This is a genomic window from Streptomyces sp. NPDC104381 (assembly GCF_055583745.1).
In genome coordinates this window covers 720,616-736,042 of the sequence record NZ_JBVJNK010000001.1, presented here as the reverse complement: position 1 = coordinate 736,042, position 15,427 = coordinate 720,616, and the positions used below count along the sequence as shown (strand labels likewise).

13 protein-coding genes are annotated in these 15,427 nt (G+C 70.3%); 4 read left to right on the top strand and 9 right to left on the bottom strand.

Translation table 11 applies throughout. The features are described 5' to 3' along the window. Positions 1 to 101: 101 nt before the first annotated feature. From ACZ607_RS03295 to ctaC, 3 genes are read right to left on the bottom strand one after another with little or no spacing between them, the layout of a single operon-like run. Entirely contained in the window at positions 102 to 500 is a 399-nt protein-coding gene (locus ACZ607_RS03295) for a cytochrome c oxidase subunit 4 (protein ID WP_469731199.1), read from the bottom strand. Then, on the bottom strand, positions 497 to 2,233 hold the full coding sequence (ctaD, locus tag ACZ607_RS03290) for an aa3-type cytochrome oxidase subunit I (protein WP_129262285.1): 1,737 nt from the start codon (positions 2,231 to 2,233) through the stop codon (positions 497 to 499). Before ctaD ends, ACZ607_RS03295 begins: the two co-directional genes overlap by 4 nt. Then, complete coding sequence (gene ctaC, locus ACZ607_RS03285; protein ID WP_099176301.1) at positions 2,230 to 3,198, bottom strand: aa3-type cytochrome oxidase subunit II; 969 nt, start codon at positions 3,196 to 3,198, stop codon at positions 2,230 to 2,232. Before ctaC ends, ctaD begins: the two co-directional genes overlap by 4 nt. A 272-nt stretch (positions 3,199 to 3,470) precedes the next feature. On the opposite strand from ctaC, the gene ACZ607_RS03280 reads away from it, so the two are divergent. Beyond that, positions 3,471 to 4,853 carry an aminotransferase class V-fold PLP-dependent enzyme gene (locus ACZ607_RS03280; protein ID WP_469731196.1) on the top strand — a complete coding sequence of 461 codons (1,383 nt, stop codon included), beginning with the start codon at positions 3,471 to 3,473 and terminating at the stop codon, positions 4,851 to 4,853. A gap of 17 nt (positions 4,854 to 4,870) precedes the next feature. Here the strand turns inward: ACZ607_RS03280 and ACZ607_RS03275 are convergent, their stop codons facing one another. Further along, entirely contained in the window at positions 4,871 to 5,845 is a 975-nt protein-coding gene (locus ACZ607_RS03275) for a carbohydrate kinase family protein (protein WP_099176303.1), read from the bottom strand. Between the two features lie 160 nt (positions 5,846 to 6,005). Here ACZ607_RS03275 and ACZ607_RS03270 point away from each other — a divergent pair, with 160 nt between their 5' ends. Together ACZ607_RS03270 and ACZ607_RS03265 are read left to right on the top strand one after the other, a co-directional pair. Continuing rightward, a complete protein-coding gene (locus ACZ607_RS03270; protein ID WP_469731195.1) occupies positions 6,006 to 6,203 on the top strand; it encodes a hypothetical protein in 198 nt (65 codons plus the stop codon). Positions 6,204 to 6,345: 142 nt separating this feature from the next. Then, positions 6,346 to 7,779 carry a hypothetical protein gene (locus ACZ607_RS03265; RefSeq protein WP_469731193.1) on the top strand — a complete coding sequence of 478 codons (1,434 nt, stop codon included), beginning with the start codon at positions 6,346 to 6,348 and terminating at the stop codon, positions 7,777 to 7,779. Between the two features lie 76 nt (positions 7,780 to 7,855). Here the strand turns inward: ACZ607_RS03265 and ACZ607_RS03260 are convergent, their stop codons facing one another. Then, positions 7,856 to 8,212, bottom strand: a complete 357-nt coding sequence (locus ACZ607_RS03260; RefSeq protein ID WP_451132242.1) for a HesB/IscA family protein — start codon at positions 8,210 to 8,212, stop codon at positions 7,856 to 7,858. 219 nt (positions 8,213 to 8,431) lie between these two features. Here ACZ607_RS03260 and nadA point away from each other — a divergent pair, with 219 nt between their 5' ends. After that, positions 8,432 to 9,619, top strand: a complete 1,188-nt coding sequence (gene nadA / locus ACZ607_RS03255; protein WP_469731191.1) for a quinolinate synthase NadA — start codon at positions 8,432 to 8,434, stop codon at positions 9,617 to 9,619. A gap of 99 nt (positions 9,620 to 9,718) precedes the next feature. On the opposite strand, the gene ACZ607_RS03250 is transcribed toward nadA, so the two are convergent. The 4 genes from ACZ607_RS03250 to pspAA all read right to left on the bottom strand — a co-directional run bounded on the left by ACZ607_RS03250 (position 9,719) and on the right by pspAA (position 15,421). After that, the gene (locus tag ACZ607_RS03250) at positions 9,719 to 12,874 is read right to left on the bottom strand and encodes an efflux RND transporter permease subunit (protein ID WP_469731189.1); all 3,156 of its coding nucleotides are present in this window, start codon (positions 12,872 to 12,874) and stop codon (positions 9,719 to 9,721) included. 186 nt (positions 12,875 to 13,060) lie between these two features. Continuing rightward, the gene (locus ACZ607_RS03245; protein WP_469731187.1) at positions 13,061 to 13,750 is read right to left on the bottom strand and encodes a response regulator; all 690 of its coding nucleotides are present in this window, start codon (positions 13,748 to 13,750) and stop codon (positions 13,061 to 13,063) included. Beyond that, the gene (locus tag ACZ607_RS03240) at positions 13,747 to 15,012 is read right to left on the bottom strand and encodes a sensor histidine kinase (RefSeq protein WP_469731185.1); all 1,266 of its coding nucleotides are present in this window, start codon (positions 15,010 to 15,012) and stop codon (positions 13,747 to 13,749) included. Before ACZ607_RS03240 ends, ACZ607_RS03245 begins: the two co-directional genes overlap by 4 nt. A 130-nt stretch (positions 15,013 to 15,142) precedes the next feature. After that, positions 15,143 to 15,421, bottom strand: a complete 279-nt coding sequence (pspAA, locus tag ACZ607_RS03235; RefSeq protein ID WP_033299956.1) for a PspA-associated protein PspAA — start codon at positions 15,419 to 15,421, stop codon at positions 15,143 to 15,145. Positions 15,422 to 15,427: the final 6 nt, after the last annotated feature.

The window sequence follows — 15,427 nt, the reverse complement described above, 5'->3', positions numbered from 1 at the left end:
GCGTTCAGTGACTGCAAACGGGGGCCCGGCCCGCTCGTTGCTGAGCGGACCGGGCCCCCGTTCGGGTGCGACACGTCCGGTGCGGGCGTGTCCTGCGGGTCCTACTGGGTGCGGTTCTCTCCGCGGTAGTACTCGAAGACCCAGCCGAAGAGGCCGATCAGGAGCAGCGGGGCGGAGAAGTACGCCAGCCACCAGCCGAAGACGACGGCCATGAAGAGGAAGGCGCCTCCGATGGCCAGCGAGAGCGGCTGCCAGCTGTGCGGCGAGAAGAAGCCCACGTCACCGGCTTCGTCCGCGACGTCGGCCTCCTTGTTGTCCTGGGCCATCGCGTCGACCCTGTTGGCCGTGAAGGCCAGGTAGAAGCCGATCATGATGGTCAGCCCGAAGGCCAGGACCAGCGCGGTGGTGCCGACCGGCTCCTTGGACCAGACGCCGTACGTGACGGCCATGGCCAGCATGAAGACGCTCAGCCAGAGGAAGAGCTTGCCCTGGATCTTCACTTGCCGTCCTCCTTGCCACCGACGAGGACCTTGTCACCCTCGGACAGGTGATCGAGCTGCTCGAGTGCCGCGATCTCCGGGTGGTGCAGGTCGAACGCCGGGGATTCGGAACGGATCCTCGGCAGGCTGAGGAAGTTGTGCCGCGGCGGCGGGCAGGACGTCGCCCATTCGAGCGAACGGCCGTAGCCCCAGGGGTCGTCGACCTCGATCTTCTTGCCGTACTTGGCGGTCTTCCAGACGTTGTACATGAACGGAAGCATCGACAGTCCGAGCACGAACGAGGAGATCGTCGAGATCGTGTTCAGGGCGGTGAAGCCGTCGGCGGCGAGGTAGTCCGCGTAACGACGCGGCATGCCCTCGGCACCGAGCCAGTGCTGCACCAGGAAGGTGCCGTGGAAGCCGACGAACAGCGTCCAGAAGGTCATCTTCCCGAGCCGCTCGTCCAGCATCTTGCCGGTGAACTTCGGCCACCAGAAGTGGAAGCCGGCGAACATCGCGAAGACCACGGTGCCGAAGACGACGTAGTGGAAGTGCGCGACGACGAAGTACGAGTCGGAGATGTGGAAGTCCAGCGGCGGCGAGGCCAGGATCACGCCGGTCAGACCACCGAAGGCGAAGGTGATCAGGAAGCCGACCGACCAGAGCATCGGTGTCTCGAAGGACAACGACCCCTTCCACATCGTGCCGATCCAGTTGAAGAACTTCACACCGGTCGGCACTGCGATGAGGAAGGTCATGAAGGAGAAGAACGGCAACAGCACGCCGCCCGTCACATACATGTGGTGCGCCCACACCGTCACCGAAAGGCCGGCGATGGCAATCGTCGCGCTGATCAGACCGATGTAGCCGAACATCGGCTTGCGGCTGAACACCGGAATGATTTCGGAAATGATTCCGAAGAATGGTAGCGCGATGATGTACACCTCTGGATGGCCGAAGAACCAGAAGAGGTGTTGCCAGAGCAATGCGCCACCGTTCGACGCATCGAAGATATGGGCGCCGAATTTACGGTCGACCTCCAGCGCGAAGAGCGCGGCGGCGAGAACCGGGAAGGCGAGCAGGACCAGCACACCGGTCAGCAGGACGTTCCAGGTGAAGATCGGCATCCGGAACATCGTCATGCCGGGGGCGCGCATGCAGATGATCGTGGTGATGAAGTTGACCGAACCGAGGATCGTGCCGAAGCCGGAGAAGGCCAGACCCATGATCCACATGTCGGCGCCGACGCCCGGCGAGCGGACCGCGTCCGACAGCGGGGAGTAGGCGAACCAGCCGAAGTCGGCCGCACCCTGCGGGGTGAGGAAGCCGGCCACCGCGATCAGCGAGCCGAAGAGGTACAGCCAGTACGCGAACATGTTCAGCCGCGGGAACGCCACGTCGGGCGCGCCGATCTGCAGCGGCATGATCCAGTTCGCGAACCCGGCGAACAGCGGCGTCGCGAACATCAGCAGCATGATCGTGCCGTGCATCGTGAACGCCTGGTTGAACTGCTCGTTCGACATGATCTGCGTACCCGGACGAGCCAGCTCGGCGCGCATGAAGAGCGCCAGGAGGCCACCGATGCAGAAGAAGGCGAACGATGTGACCAGGTACATCGTGCCGATCGTCTTGTGGTCGGTGGTGGTCAGCCACTTGACGACGACACTCCCCGGCTGCTTGCGCCGCACCGGCAGCTCGTCCTCGAACGAGTCGTCTGCTGCCGCGGCACCCTGGGATTCGTTGAGGATGCTCACAGTTTGTTCGTCTCCGCATTCCTGGCCGGGTCCGTCTGCTCGATGCCTGCCGGCACGTAGCCCGTCTGACCCTTCTCCGCCAGCTCCTTGAGGTGCTGCTGGTAACGCTCGGGAGAGACGATCTTGACGTTGAAGAGCATCCGGGAGTGGTCGACGCCGCAGAGCTCGGCGCACTTACCCATGTAGGTGCCCTCCTTCTTCGGCGTGACCTCGAAGGAGTTGGTGTGGCCCGGAATGACGTCCTGCTTCATGAGGAACGGCACCACCCAGAAGGAGTGGATGACGTCACGCGAAGTCAGGATGAAACGGACCTTCTCGCCCTTCGGCAGCCACAGGGTCGGACCCGGGTTGCCGTTCTGCGGGTTACGCGTACCGGGGATGCCCACGTCGTAGACGCCGTTGGCGTTCGCGGGGAAGTCCTTCCGGAACTTGTCGGGGATGGCGTCGAGCTCCTTGGGGACCTCGTTGCCGGTGGAGGGCTCGCCCTCCACGTTCTCGATGTAGTTGAAGCCCCAGCTCCACTGGTAGCCGACCACGTTGATCGTGTGGGCCGGCTTCGGGCTGAGCTCGAGGAGCTTCGACTCATCGCGCGCGGTGAAGTAGAAGAACACCGAGACGATGATGAGGGGGACCACTGTGTACAGCGCCTCGATAGGCATGTTGTACCTGGTCTGCTGAGGTACCTCCACCTTGGTCCTGCTTCGCCGGTGGAAGATGACGCTCCAGATGATCAGCCCCCAGACAAGGACGCCCGTGGCGAGCGCTGCCGCCCACGAGCCCTGCCAGAGGGAGAGGATCCGAGGGGCCTCTTCCGTTACCGGGGTGGGCATTCCGAGGCGGGGGAAATCCTCCCAGTTGTATGAACAACCGGAGGCCGTCGCCAGGACCAGGCCCGCAGTCAGCACCTGCGGCAGCTTCCGCCGCATCGGGCGCCGCGACGAGCGGTCGGAGCCGTTGGGACTCACGTAGCGCCTTCCCGAGAGTCTCGCCCGCACGGTCGGCGCGGCCGTCTCACTTGGTCGGTCGCCGGCCCTGACGCGGGCAGGGGTTTGGATGTTTATGCGGACCAAACCCTACTGGACGCTATTTGGGGCCGCGCGGGGAGGGTGCCCAACGCGCCGCACGACACCCCGAAGGGATGGAATGCGAGCCTCCGGGCGCCATCTGACGCCCCCTCTTCCCGCCCCGGCCCCGGCCGGCCGGCCCCTCGCGCGGCGGCGCGGGCTAGCGTGACGGCGTGCCCTACTTCGACGCGGCTTCCTCCGCCCCCCTGCATCCCGTCGCCCGCCAGGCGCTGCAAGCCTCACTGGACGAGGGCTGGGCCGATCCAGCCCGGCTCTACCGCGAGGGGCGGCGGGCCGCGCTGCTGCTGGACGCGGCCAGGGAGACGGCGGCGGAGGCCGTCGGCTGCCGTCCCGACGAGCTCGTCTTCACCTCGTCCGGCACCCGGGCGGTGCACTCGGCGATCGCCGGCGTCCTGTCCGGGCGTCGGCGTGTCGGCAGCCATCTGGTGCTCTCCGCCGTCGAGCACTCCTCGGTACTCCACTCCGCCGCCGCCCTCGAAGCGGCCGGCGGGTCGTTCACCGAGGTCCCGGTGGACCGGACCGGGGCGGTGGACCCCTCGGCGTTCGACCGGGCCCTGCGCCCGGACACGGCGCTGGCCTGCCTCCAGTCCGCCAACCACGAGGTGGGGACCGAGCAGCCCGTGGTGGAGACCGCCGGAATCTGCGCCGAGGCGGGCGTGCCGCTGCTGGTGGACGCCGCGCAGTCGCTGGGCTGGGGGCCCGTGCCCGGCCGCTGGTCGCTGCTGACCGCGAGCGCCCACAAGTGGGGCGGGCCGGCCGGTGTCGGGCTGCTGGCCGTGCGCAAGGGCGTACGGTTCGCGCCCCAAGGCCCCGTGGACGAGCGGGAGTCGGGGCGGGCCGCCGGCTTCGAGAACATCCCGGCGATCGTGGCGGCCGCGGCCTCGCTGCGGGCGGTGCGCGCGGACGCCGAGGCGGAGGCCGAGCGGCTGCGGGCCCTGGTGGACCGGATCCGGACGGCGGTGCCGGAGCTGGTGCCCGACGTGGAGGTGGTCGGCGATCCGGTGCGGCGGCTGCCGCATCTGGTCACCTTCTCCTGTCTCTATGTCGACGGAGAGACCGTGCTCCATGAGCTGGACCGGGCCGGATTCTCCGTTTCGTCCGGATCGTCCTGCACGAGCAGCACCCTGACGCCGAGCCACGTCCTGAAGGCGATGGGGGTCCTCACGGAGGGGAACATCCGGGTGTCGCTTCCGGCCGGGGCGACGGACGACGAGGTCGGCCGCTTCCTCGACGTACTGCCTGGGGTGGTCGCCGGGGTGCGGGAGAGGCTGGGCGCGCCGGCCGCACCGGCACGCCCCACGGAGCCGCGGGCCTCGCTCGTGGTCGACGCGCTGGGCAGGCGCTGCCCGATCCCGGTGATCGAACTCGCAAAGGTGATCGGAGAGGTACCCGTGGGCGGCACGGTGACGGTGCTCTCGGACGACGAGGCCGCCCGCCTCGACATTCCGGCCTGGTGCACGATGCGCGAACAGGAGTACGTGGGCGAGGAGCCGGCGGACCACGGTTCGGCCTATGTGGTCCGCCGGCTCCGGTAGCCCGCGGCGCTCCCCCGTCAGGAGAGGTGCTTACGGACCTCCGAGGCCGCCTCGTCGCCGTAGGCCTTGGTGAAGCGGTCCATGAAGTGGGTGCGGCGCAGGGTGTACTCCTGGGTGCCGACCGTCTCGATGACCAGGGTCGCGAGCATGCAGCCGACCTGGGCGGCGCGCTCCAGGCTCACACCCCAGGCGAGGCCGGAGAGGAAGCCGGCCCGGAAGGCGTCGCCCACGCCGGTCGGGTCGGCCTTGCGCTCCTCCTCGGCGCAGCCGACCTCGACGGGGTCCTCGCCGGCCCGCTCGATGCGGACGCCGCGGGCGCCGAGGGTGGTGACGCGGTGGCCGACCTTGGAGAGGATCTCCTCGTCGCTCCAGCCGGTCTTGGACTCGATGAGCCCCTTCTCGTACTCGTTGGAGAAGAGGTACGTCGCGCCGTCGAGGAGGATGCGGATCTCCTCGCCGTCCATCCGGGCGATCTGCTGTGAGAAGTCCGCGGCGAACGGGATGCCCCGCGAGCGGCACTCCTCGGTGTGGCGGAGCATCGCCTCGGGGTCGTCGGCGCCGATCGAGACGAGGTCGAGGCCGCCGACGCGGTCGGCGACGCTCTTGAGCTCGATCAGCCGGGCCTCGCTCATGGCGCCCGTGTAGAAGGAGCCGATCTGGTTGTGGTCGGCGTCCGTCGTGCAGACGAAGCGCGCCGTGTGCAGGACCTCGGAGACCCGGACCGAGCCGGTGTCGACGCCGTGCCGGTCGAGCCAGGCGCGGTAGTCGTCGAAGTCGGCGCCGACGGCGCCGACGAGGATCGGCTGCGTGCCGAGCACGCCCATGCCGAAGGCGATGTTGGCCCCTACCCCGCCGCGGCGCACGTCGAGGTTGTCGACCAGGAAGGAGAGCGAGACCGTGTGCAGCTGATCCGCGACCAGCTGGTCGGCGAATCGGCCGGGGAAGGTCATGAGGTGGTCTGTGGCGATGGAGCCGGTGACTGCGATGCGCACGGGGAGGCTGCTCCTGCGGAAGGCGAAGGGAACGCGTGAGCGCGCCCTCCGGGACGGCGTGACAGTTCACGCTACCCGGTGACACCACCATGCCTGAAGGGGCAAAACTACCCGATAGTAGGTCTTTCTACCTGGGCTCTCCCGTGCATACGGTGCGTATATGTCGAACACGATCGTTCCGCGTGAGTCCGAGATGAGCCTGGCCGAGCTGCGCGGTGACTGCGCGCGGATGGCGCCGCACTGGGTCGTACCCACGAGGACCGCCGCGAAGCCGGTGGAGCCCTCCCTCATCCACGGGGTGAGGGTGCCGCCCTCCTCGGCCCGCCTGGTCGACTCCATGCCCGACTACGGGGACTGAGCGGGGCCGCCCCGAAGGCTCGGTGGCGCTCCCCCGGCGCGTCCGGGGGAACCGCCCGCTCCCCTGGCCCGTCCCACCGGTGTCCCCGGCCCGGGGACGGACGATGCGCCAGTGACGGCCAGGCAGCCGAAGGAGCGATCCGGTGAGCACCGAGCGACCCGAGAATGATGTGACCGGCCCCCGGCGGCGGCGGTCGCCACTCGCCGTGGCCTCGGTGGCGGCGGCCGTGCTGCTGACCGGGGGCGGGGCCGCGTACTGGGCCTCGACCGCGTCCGGCGACGGCGGTACGGACGCGGGCCGGGCGGCGGCCGGGGACAGCACCCCTCCGCTGCTCGCGCTGGACGTTGCGGACAGTCCGTCGGCGCCCCCCGGCATCGCTCCGGGTGAACCGGACCCCCACGGCGACGGGACCGTCTACCGCGCCTCGGGCGAGCTGCCCGACGGCCCGGACGAGGCCGCCGTCCACCGCGCGACGGGCACGGTGACCTCGGCCGAGGTGGCCCGCCTGGCGAAGGCCCTCGGGCTGCCGGGGACACCGCGCGCGGACGGCGCGGCCTGGAAGGTGGGCAGCGACGGCGACGGTTCCGGCCCGTTCCTGAGGGTGACCAAGCAGGCGCCCGGGACGTGGACGTTCGCCCGGTACGCCTCCGGAGGACCCGACGCCTGCGAGTCGCCCGGGACCTGCGCGAAGCAGGACCGGACCCCTGCGTCCGGCTCCCCCGTCAGCGAGAAGGCCGCCGAGGCGGCGGCCGCGCCGGTGCTGAAGGCGGTCGGGCAGGACGGCGCCGCGCTCGACGCGGATCAGCTCATGGGTTCCGTACGGGTGGTGAACGCCGACCCCGTGGTGGGAGGGCTGCCGACCTACGGATGGTCGACCGGGATCCAGGTGGGCGCCGGCGGCGAGATCGTCGGCGGCAGCGGGAACCTGAAGGGCCTGGAGAAGGGCGACACCTATCCGGTGACCGGCGCGGACGACGCGCTGAAGCAGCTGAACGCGGAGAGCCGGCGGGCCGCGAAGCCCGGCGCCGGTGACTGCGCGACCCCCGAGCCGCTGGAGGGCGGCCCGGCGTCGCCGAGCACCGGGTGCGGCCGGGCCGGGCAGGCCACCACGGTGACGGTCGACGGGGCCCGGTTCGGGCTCGCGGCGCGGTACACGGACGGCGAGCAGATCCTCGTACCCTCGTGGCTCTTCTCCGTGGAGCCCGCCGGGGGCGGCCCCGGCGGCACGGTCGTCCAGGTCGCGGTGGACCCGGACCGTCTGGCACCGGAGAGCACCCCGCCGGCGCCGGAGCCCACGGAGGACCCGCAGGGCAAGGGCCCGCACCCCCTCACCTACAGCGCGGACGGCCGGACCCTGGAGGTCACGTTCTGGGGCGGCGTGTGCAGCACCTACGCGGCCCGCGCCACGGAGGACGGCTCGACGGTCCGGATCACGGTCACCGAGTCGAAGCCGGACCCGAAGAAGGCCTGCGTCATGATCGCCGAGGAGCTGACCCGGACGGTGACGCTGGACAAGCCGCTGGACGGCCGGAAGGTGGTCGACGCGGGGACGGGCCGACCGGTGCCGCGCGGCTGACACGCCCGCCCGCACGTACGACGGCGGCGGCGTTCCCGGATTCCGGGAGCGCCGCCGCCGTCGTACGACTCAGGGGTCAGCTGAAGGAGTCACCGCAGGCGCAGGAGCCCGTGGCGTTCGGGTTGTCGATCGTGAAGCCCTGCTTCTCGATGGTGTCCACGAAGTCGACGGAGGCGCCGCCCAGGTACGGGGCACTCATCCGGTCCGTGACGACCTTGACGCCGCCGAAGTCCTTCACGACGTCCCCGTCGAGCGAGCGCTCGTCGAAGAAGAGCTGGTACCGCAGGCCCGAGCAGCCTCCGGGCTGCACGGCGACGCGCAGCGCGAGGTCGTCCCGGCCCTCCTGCTCCAGCAGGGTCTTGACCTTGGCTGCGGCGGCGTCGGACAGGAGGATGCCGTCGCTCACGGTGGTGGTCTCGTCCGATACGGACATCTGCTTCTCTCCCGGGTTGTACGGACTGCTTGCCGACGGTCCAACCATCGGGGCCGCGGATTCATTCCGGGCCGGCGCGTGTCTGTCCCCTTCATGCTCGCACACCGCATGCGCGGGGGGATGCGTCACATCGACGCTATGGACATCGTCAAGCTGACACAAAGCGGTTATGATAGATAGCGTCAATTAGACGAAAAGGCGTTCCGCAGAAAAGAAAGGGTGCGTGTCGTGACCACCGCCCAGCCCCTGGATGTCCAGCCCACGCCCCTCGCCCTTCTGCTGCTCGGCCGCGAGGCCGACCCGCGGAGCGAGCGCGGGGTCGAATGCCCCGGCGACCTGCCCTCCCCGTCCGACCCGGACCTGGTGGAGCGGGCCCGTGCCGCCAAGGAGAAGCTCGGGGACAAGGTCTTCGTGCTCGGACACCACTACCAGCGCGACGAGGTCATCCAGTTCGCGGACGTCACCGGCGACTCCTTCAAGCTGGCCCGGGACGCGGCGGCGCGGCCCGAGGCGGAGTACATCGTCTTCTGCGGTGTGCACTTCATGGCCGAGTCGGCGGACATCCTGACGGGCGACGCCCAGAAGGTCGTCCTGCCGGACCTGGCCGCCGGCTGCTCGATGGCCGACATGGCCACCGCGGAGCAGGTCGCCGAGTGCTGGGACGTGCTGATCGAGGCAGGCGTCGCCGACCAGGTCGTGCCGGTCTCGTACATGAACTCCTCCGCCGACATCAAGGCCTTCACCGGCCGGCACGGCGGCACGATCTGCACCTCGTCCAACGCGAAGCGGGCGCTGGAGTGGGCGTTCGACCAGGGCGAGAAGATCCTCTTCCTGCCGGACCAGCACCTGGGCCGGAACACGGCCGTCCGGGACATGGGGATGACCCTGGAGGACTGCGTCGTCTACAACCCGCACAAGCCGAACGGCGGCCTCACAGCCGGGCAGCTGCGCGACGCGAAGATGATCCTGTGGCGCGGGCACTGCTCGGTCCACGGCCGCTTCTCGGTCGAGTCGGTCGAGGACGTACGGGCGCGGATCCCCGGGGTCAACGTGCTGGTCCACCCGGAGTGCAAGCACGAGGTCGTGGCGGCCGCGGACCAGGTGGGCTCGACGGAGTACATCATCAAGGCCCTGGAGGCGGCCCCGGCCGGTTCCAAGTGGGCGATCGGCACGGAGCTGAATCTGGTGCGCCGGCTGGCGAACCGTTTCGCCGCCGAGGACAAGGAGATCGTCTTCCTCGACAAGACGGTGTGCTTCTGCTCGACCATGAACCGGATCGACCTGCCGCACCTGGTCTGGACGCTGGAGTCCCTGGCCGAGGGGAACCTGGTCAACCGGATCCAGGTCGACCCCGAGACGGAGAAGTTCGCGAAGCTCGCGCTGGAGCGGATGCTGGCGCTGCCGTAGGGACCCGAAAGGCCCCGCCAGGGACCTGAGGGTGCGAGGAAGGCCCCCGATGCCGTTGTACGGCGTCGGGGGCCTTCCTGTGTCACTCGGGCGGTGGGGTCAGGCCTTGGCGGGCTCAGGCTCCTCGGAGGCGGTCTCCTCCGCCGTCCCGGGGGTCGCCGCTCCGGACTTCGCCTCTCGCCTGGCCGCCTTCTTCTTCGCCCGGCGCTCCTTGCGGAGTTCGACCATCGCGTAGAGCGTCGGCACCAGGAGCAGGGTCAGCAGCGTGGAGGTGATCAGACCGCCGATCACCACGACCGCCAGCGGCTGGGAGATGAAGCCGCCCTCACCGGTGACGCCGAGCGCCATCGGGAGCAGGGCGAAGATCGTCGCCAGCGCCGTCATCAGGATCGGGCGCAGACGGTGGCGACCGCCCTCGACGACCGCCTCGACGACGCCCATGCCCTGCGACCTGTACTGGTTGATCAGGTCGATCAGCACGATCGCGTTGGTCACCACGATGCCGATCAGCATCAGCATGCCGATCATCGCCGGGACGCCCATCGGGGTGCCGGTGAGGACCAGGAGGCCGATGGCGCCGGTCGCCGCGAAGGGGATGGAGACCAGCAGGATCAGCGGCTGGACGAGCGACCGGAAGGTGGCCACCAGCAGCATGAAGACGATCGCGATGGCCGCCAGCATGGCCAGGCCCAGCTTCATGAAGGCGTCGTTCTGGTCCTCGGAGACACCGCCGATGGTCGCGGTGGCGCCGTCCGGGAGGTCCAGGGCGTCGATCTTCGTCTGGAGCGAGGTGCTGACCGCGCCCGTGTTGTCACCGGTCGGCTTGGCGGTGATCGTCGCCGCGCGCTGCCCGTCGATCCGGGTCATCGAGACCGGGCCGGGGACCAGCTCGACGTCGGCGATCTGGCCGAGCTTGACCGGACCGAGCTGAAGGGCCTTCAGCTCGGCCATCGTGGTGGCGGGACGGGACGACTTCACGACGACGTCACGCTCGGTGTCGTCCATGATCGCCTTGCCGGCCGGGGTGCCCCGCACCGCGCCCGCGACCGCCGCTCCGAGGGCGGCCCCGTCGAAGCCGGCGTCGGCCGCCCTGTCGTTGGCCTTGACCGAGATGCGCGGGACGCTCTGCGCCAGGTCGCTCTGGACGTCGGTGACGTCCTTCAGCTTCGCGACCTCTCCCCGCACGGCTTCGGATGCCTTCTTCAGGACGTCCGCGTCGGCGGCCTTGACCACGACGCTGAGGTCCTGGCTGCCGAAGCCGTCGCCCGCGGAGATCGTGGTGTCGCCGATGCCGTCGAGCCCGCCCAGGGCCTCGTCGATGCGGTCCTGGGTGGCGTCGAAGTCCGCCGAGTCCTTGAGGGTGACCTGGTACGAGGCCTGGTTGGCGCCCGTACCCCCGCCGAAGGCCGCCATGAAGCCGGAGGAGCCGACGGTGACCTGGTAGTCCTCGACGCCCTGGTCGGCCGCGAGGACCTTCTCGACCTTCCGCGCGGCCTCGTCGGCCGCCTCCAGGCTGGTGCCGGGGGTCAGCTCCTGCTTGATGGAGAGGACCTCCTGCTCGCCCTGGTCGAAGAAGTTCGTCTTCAGCAGGGGTGCCATGCCGAAGGTGCCGAACAGGACCGCGAAGGCGATGACGACGCTGGTGATACGGCGCCGGGTCGCGAAGCGCAGCACCGGGACGTAGATCCGCTGGAGCCGGCTCGCGGCTTCCTTCTCCTCGGCCTCGCGGCGCGCCTCGTCCGGGTCGGCGGCGGTGCCCTTGGGGGCCCGCAGGAACCAGAACGAGAGGACCGGGACCACGGTCAGCGAGACCAGCAGGGAGGCCAGCAGGGCCGCCGTGACGGTCAGGGAGAACGAGCCGAAGAGCTGGCCGACCATCCCGCCGACCAGGCCGATCGGCAGGAAGACCGCGACGGTGGTGAGCGTGGAGGAGGTGACCGCTCCGGCCACCTCCTTGACCGCGGTGATGATCGCCGACCGGCGCTCCTCGCCGTAGCCGAGGTGCCGCTTGATGTTCTCCAGGACCACGATCGAGTCGTCGACGACGCGGCCGATGGCGATGGTGAGCGCGCCGAGCGTCAGCATGTTCAGCGACAGGTCGCGGGTCCAGAGCACGATCAGCGCGAGGACCACGGAGAGCGGGATGGAGACCGCGGTGACCAGCGTCGAGCGGATCGACGCGAGGAACACGAGGATCACGACGACCGCGAAGAGCAGACCGAGCGCGCCCTCCGTGGTCAGACCGGAGATCGCCTTGGAGACGGCGGGCCCCTGGTCGGAGACGACGGTCAGCTCGGCGCCGGCGCCGAGGTCCTTGCGCAGGTCCGGGAGCTTGTCCTGGACGGCGTCCGAGATGGCGACGGCGCTGCCGTCCTTGTCCATCGTCGCCATGACGGCGAGGCTCGGCTTGCCGTTCGTCCGGGTCAGGGAGACCGCGGTGGCGGGCTCCTGCTTCACCGTGGCGACGTCACCGACGCGGACCGGCTTCCCTGCCTTGCCCGTCGCCGGGTCCGACGCGGAGACCTTGAGGTCCTCGATCTGCTTCAGCGAGGTGAAGGAGCCGCCCACCTGGATGGTGCGGCTCTTGCCCGCCTCGGAGAAGGAGCCGGCCGGGACGGTGGCGCCGCCGGACTGGAGTGCCTGGGACAGCGAACCGGCGTTCAGACCGGCGGCGGCGAGCTTCCTGTCGTCGGGGACGACGGAGACCTGGAGGTCCTGGACACCGTCGACCGAGACCTGGCCGACGCCCTCGATGTCCTCCAGCGCCGGGACGACCGTGCGGTCCAGCTGGTCGGCGAGCGCCTGCTGGTCCTTGTCCGAGGTGACGGCGAGGACGACGGTCGGGATGTCGTCGGTGGATCCGGCGACGACCTGCGGGTCCACGGCGTCGGGGAGCTGGGCGCGGGCGCGGTTCACCGCCTGCTGGATGTCGGCGACCAGCTGCTTGGTGCCCTCGTCACCGAAGTCGAAGGTCGCCATGATGACGGCGTTGCCCTCGCTGGCGGTCGAGGTGATGCCCTCGACGCCGTCGACGGCCTTGATGGCGCTCTCGAGGGGTTCGACGACCTGCTTCTCGACCACATCGGGGGACGCACCCTGGTAGGGCGCCAGCACCGACACCATCGGCAGTTCGATGGTGGGCAGCAGCTGCTGCTTGAGCTGCGGGATCGCGATCGCTCCGAAAACGAGCGCGACGATCGAGATCAGCCCGATCAGGGCCCTCTGCGCGAGGCTGAATCTGGACAGCCAGGACATGGGTGGGTCTCTCTTCTGTGGCGTACGCGGCAGATGGGCGGCTGTGCGGCGCCCGCTTCGGCGGACACGGCGGAGACACAGCCCGCCCGTCTATACGATCGCCGGTTCCCCGGACGAAAGCGTCGGCCCCCGGGTTGCTTTCTCGTCCCGCGCATACCGCAGCTGGAGTAGCCCGGCCTCCACCCGTCACTCCACCCTGGGGCGGACCAGACCCGATTCGTAGGCGATGACGACCAGTTGCGCCCGGTCCCGCGCCCCCAGTTTCGCCATGGCCCGGTTCACATGGGTCTTCACGGTGAGCGGGCTGACCACGAGCCTTTCGGCGATCTGGTCGTTGGAGTGCCCGCCCGCGACCTGGACGAGCACCTCGCGCTCCCGCCCGGTGAGCGCGGCGAGGCGCTCGGTGTACTCCGTGCCGTCCGGGTCCTCCGCCGCGCTGCCGCCCTGGGCGAGGAAGCTGGCGATGAGGCCCTTGGTCGCGACCGGGGAGAGCAGTGCCTCACCGGCCGCGGCGACGCGGATCGCGTTGAGCAGCTCGTCCGGCTCCGCTCCCTTGCCCAGGAAGCCGGACGCACCGGCGCGCAGGGACCGCACCACGTACTCGTCCACCTCGAAGGTGGTCAGCATGACGATCCGTACGCCCGCGAGGTCCGGGTCCGCGCTGATCATGCGGGTGGCGGCCAGTCCGTCGGTGCCCGGCATCCGGATGTCCATCAGGACGACGTCGGCGCGGGTCGAACGGGCCAGCGCGACGGCCTCGGCGCCGTCGGCGGCCTCGCCGACGACCTCCATGTCGGCCTCGGAGTCGACCAGCACCTTGAAGGCGCTGCGCAGCAGTGCCTGGTCGTCGGCGAGCAGCACCTTGATGGGCGTCATGCGCGTCCCCCCGTGATCCCCGCCGCGCCCGGCCTGTCCGGTTCGCGCGTGCGGGACGTGACGGGCAGGATCGCATGCACCCGGAACCCGCCCCCGTAACGGGGTCCTGCCGTGAGGGTGCCGCCCAGCGCGGTGACGCGCTCGCGCATGCCGAGGAGTCCGTGCCGGCCGCCGTCGGCCGGTGCGGGGACCGGGGCCGCCCCCCGGCCGTTGTCGAGCACGGTGATCTCCGCCGTGTCCCCGACCCGTACGACGCTCACCTCGGCCGTGGCGCCCGCGCCCGCGTGCTTGCGTACGTTGGTCAGGGCTTCCTGGATGATCCGGTAGGCGGCGAGGTCGACCGCCGCGGGCAGCGGGCTCTCCGGGTCGGTGCAGGCGACCTCGACGGGGAGCCCGGCGTTGCGGAAGGTGTCGACCAGGGTGTCGAGGACGGCGAGGCCCGGGGCCGGTTCCGTGGGGGCCTCCGGGTCGCCGGTCTGACGGAGCAGCCCGACCGTGGTCCGCAGCTCGTTCAGCGCGGAACGGCTGGCCTCCCGTACGTGGGCGAGCGCCTCCTTCGCCTGGTCGGGGCGCTTGTCCATGACGTGGGCCGCGACGCCGGCCTGGACGTTGACCAGGGCGATGTGGTGGGCGACGACGTCGTGCAGGTCCCGGGCGATCCGCAGCCGCTCCTCGGCGACCCGGCGGCGGGCCTCCTCCTCACGGGTGCGTTCGGCGCGTTCGGCCCGTTCCCTGATGGCGTCGATGAACGCGCGTCTGCTGCGTACGGCGTCGCCCGCGGCCCCGGCCAGGCCGGTCCAGGCGAGGACGCCGAGGTTCTCCTGGCTGTACCAGGGCGTCGCGCCGACGACCATCGCCGCCACGGTGAGCACCACCATGGTCAGCAGGCCCACCCGCCAGGTGGTGGGGCGGTCGGTGGTGGCCGCGACGGTGAAGAGGGCGATGACCACGCTCATCACCACGGGAGCGGGCGGATCCGTGAGGAGGAACTCGACGGCGGACAGCAGCCCGGTCACCGCGAGCACCGCCATGGGCCGCCTCCGGCGCAGGACGAGCGCCGCGGCCCCGAGCAGCATCAGCAGCACGCTGGCCGCTCCGGGCGTCCGGGCTCCGAAGACCGGCCCGTGGCCCGGGTCGGGCTCGGCGAACGACGCGCAGATCATGCAGACGAGCACGGCCGCGGCGAGGCCACCGTCGAAGGCGAGGGGATGGCCGCGCAGCCAGCGGCGGGCCCGCACGAGCCCGGTTCCGAGGGTGGTCACGTCGCACCACGGTACGGCGTGCGCCCGGCGGTGCGGCCCGAACGGTCCCGGGAAGCCGTCGCACAGCACGCTGCCCCGCACCGGACGGACCGGGCGGGGCAGGGTGGGAGTGCGGAGCGCGCAGCTCCGGTCAGCCGGGGATCAGCCCGTCGTCGCGGAGCATGGAGCGCACCTCTTCGAGAGTGGCGTCGGGTGCCGGAAGGATCAGTTCGGACGGCTCCAGGGAGTCGTCGGGGAGCGGCGAGCCGAGCTCGCGCACCTTGTCCAGAAGAGCGTGGAGCGTGGTGCGGAAGCCGGGTCCGTCACCGCTCTCCATCTCCGCGAGGAGTATGTCGTCGAGCTTGTTCAGCTCGGCGACATGACTGTCGGCCAGTACGACCTGGCCCTCCCCCATGATCCGTACGATCATGACGCC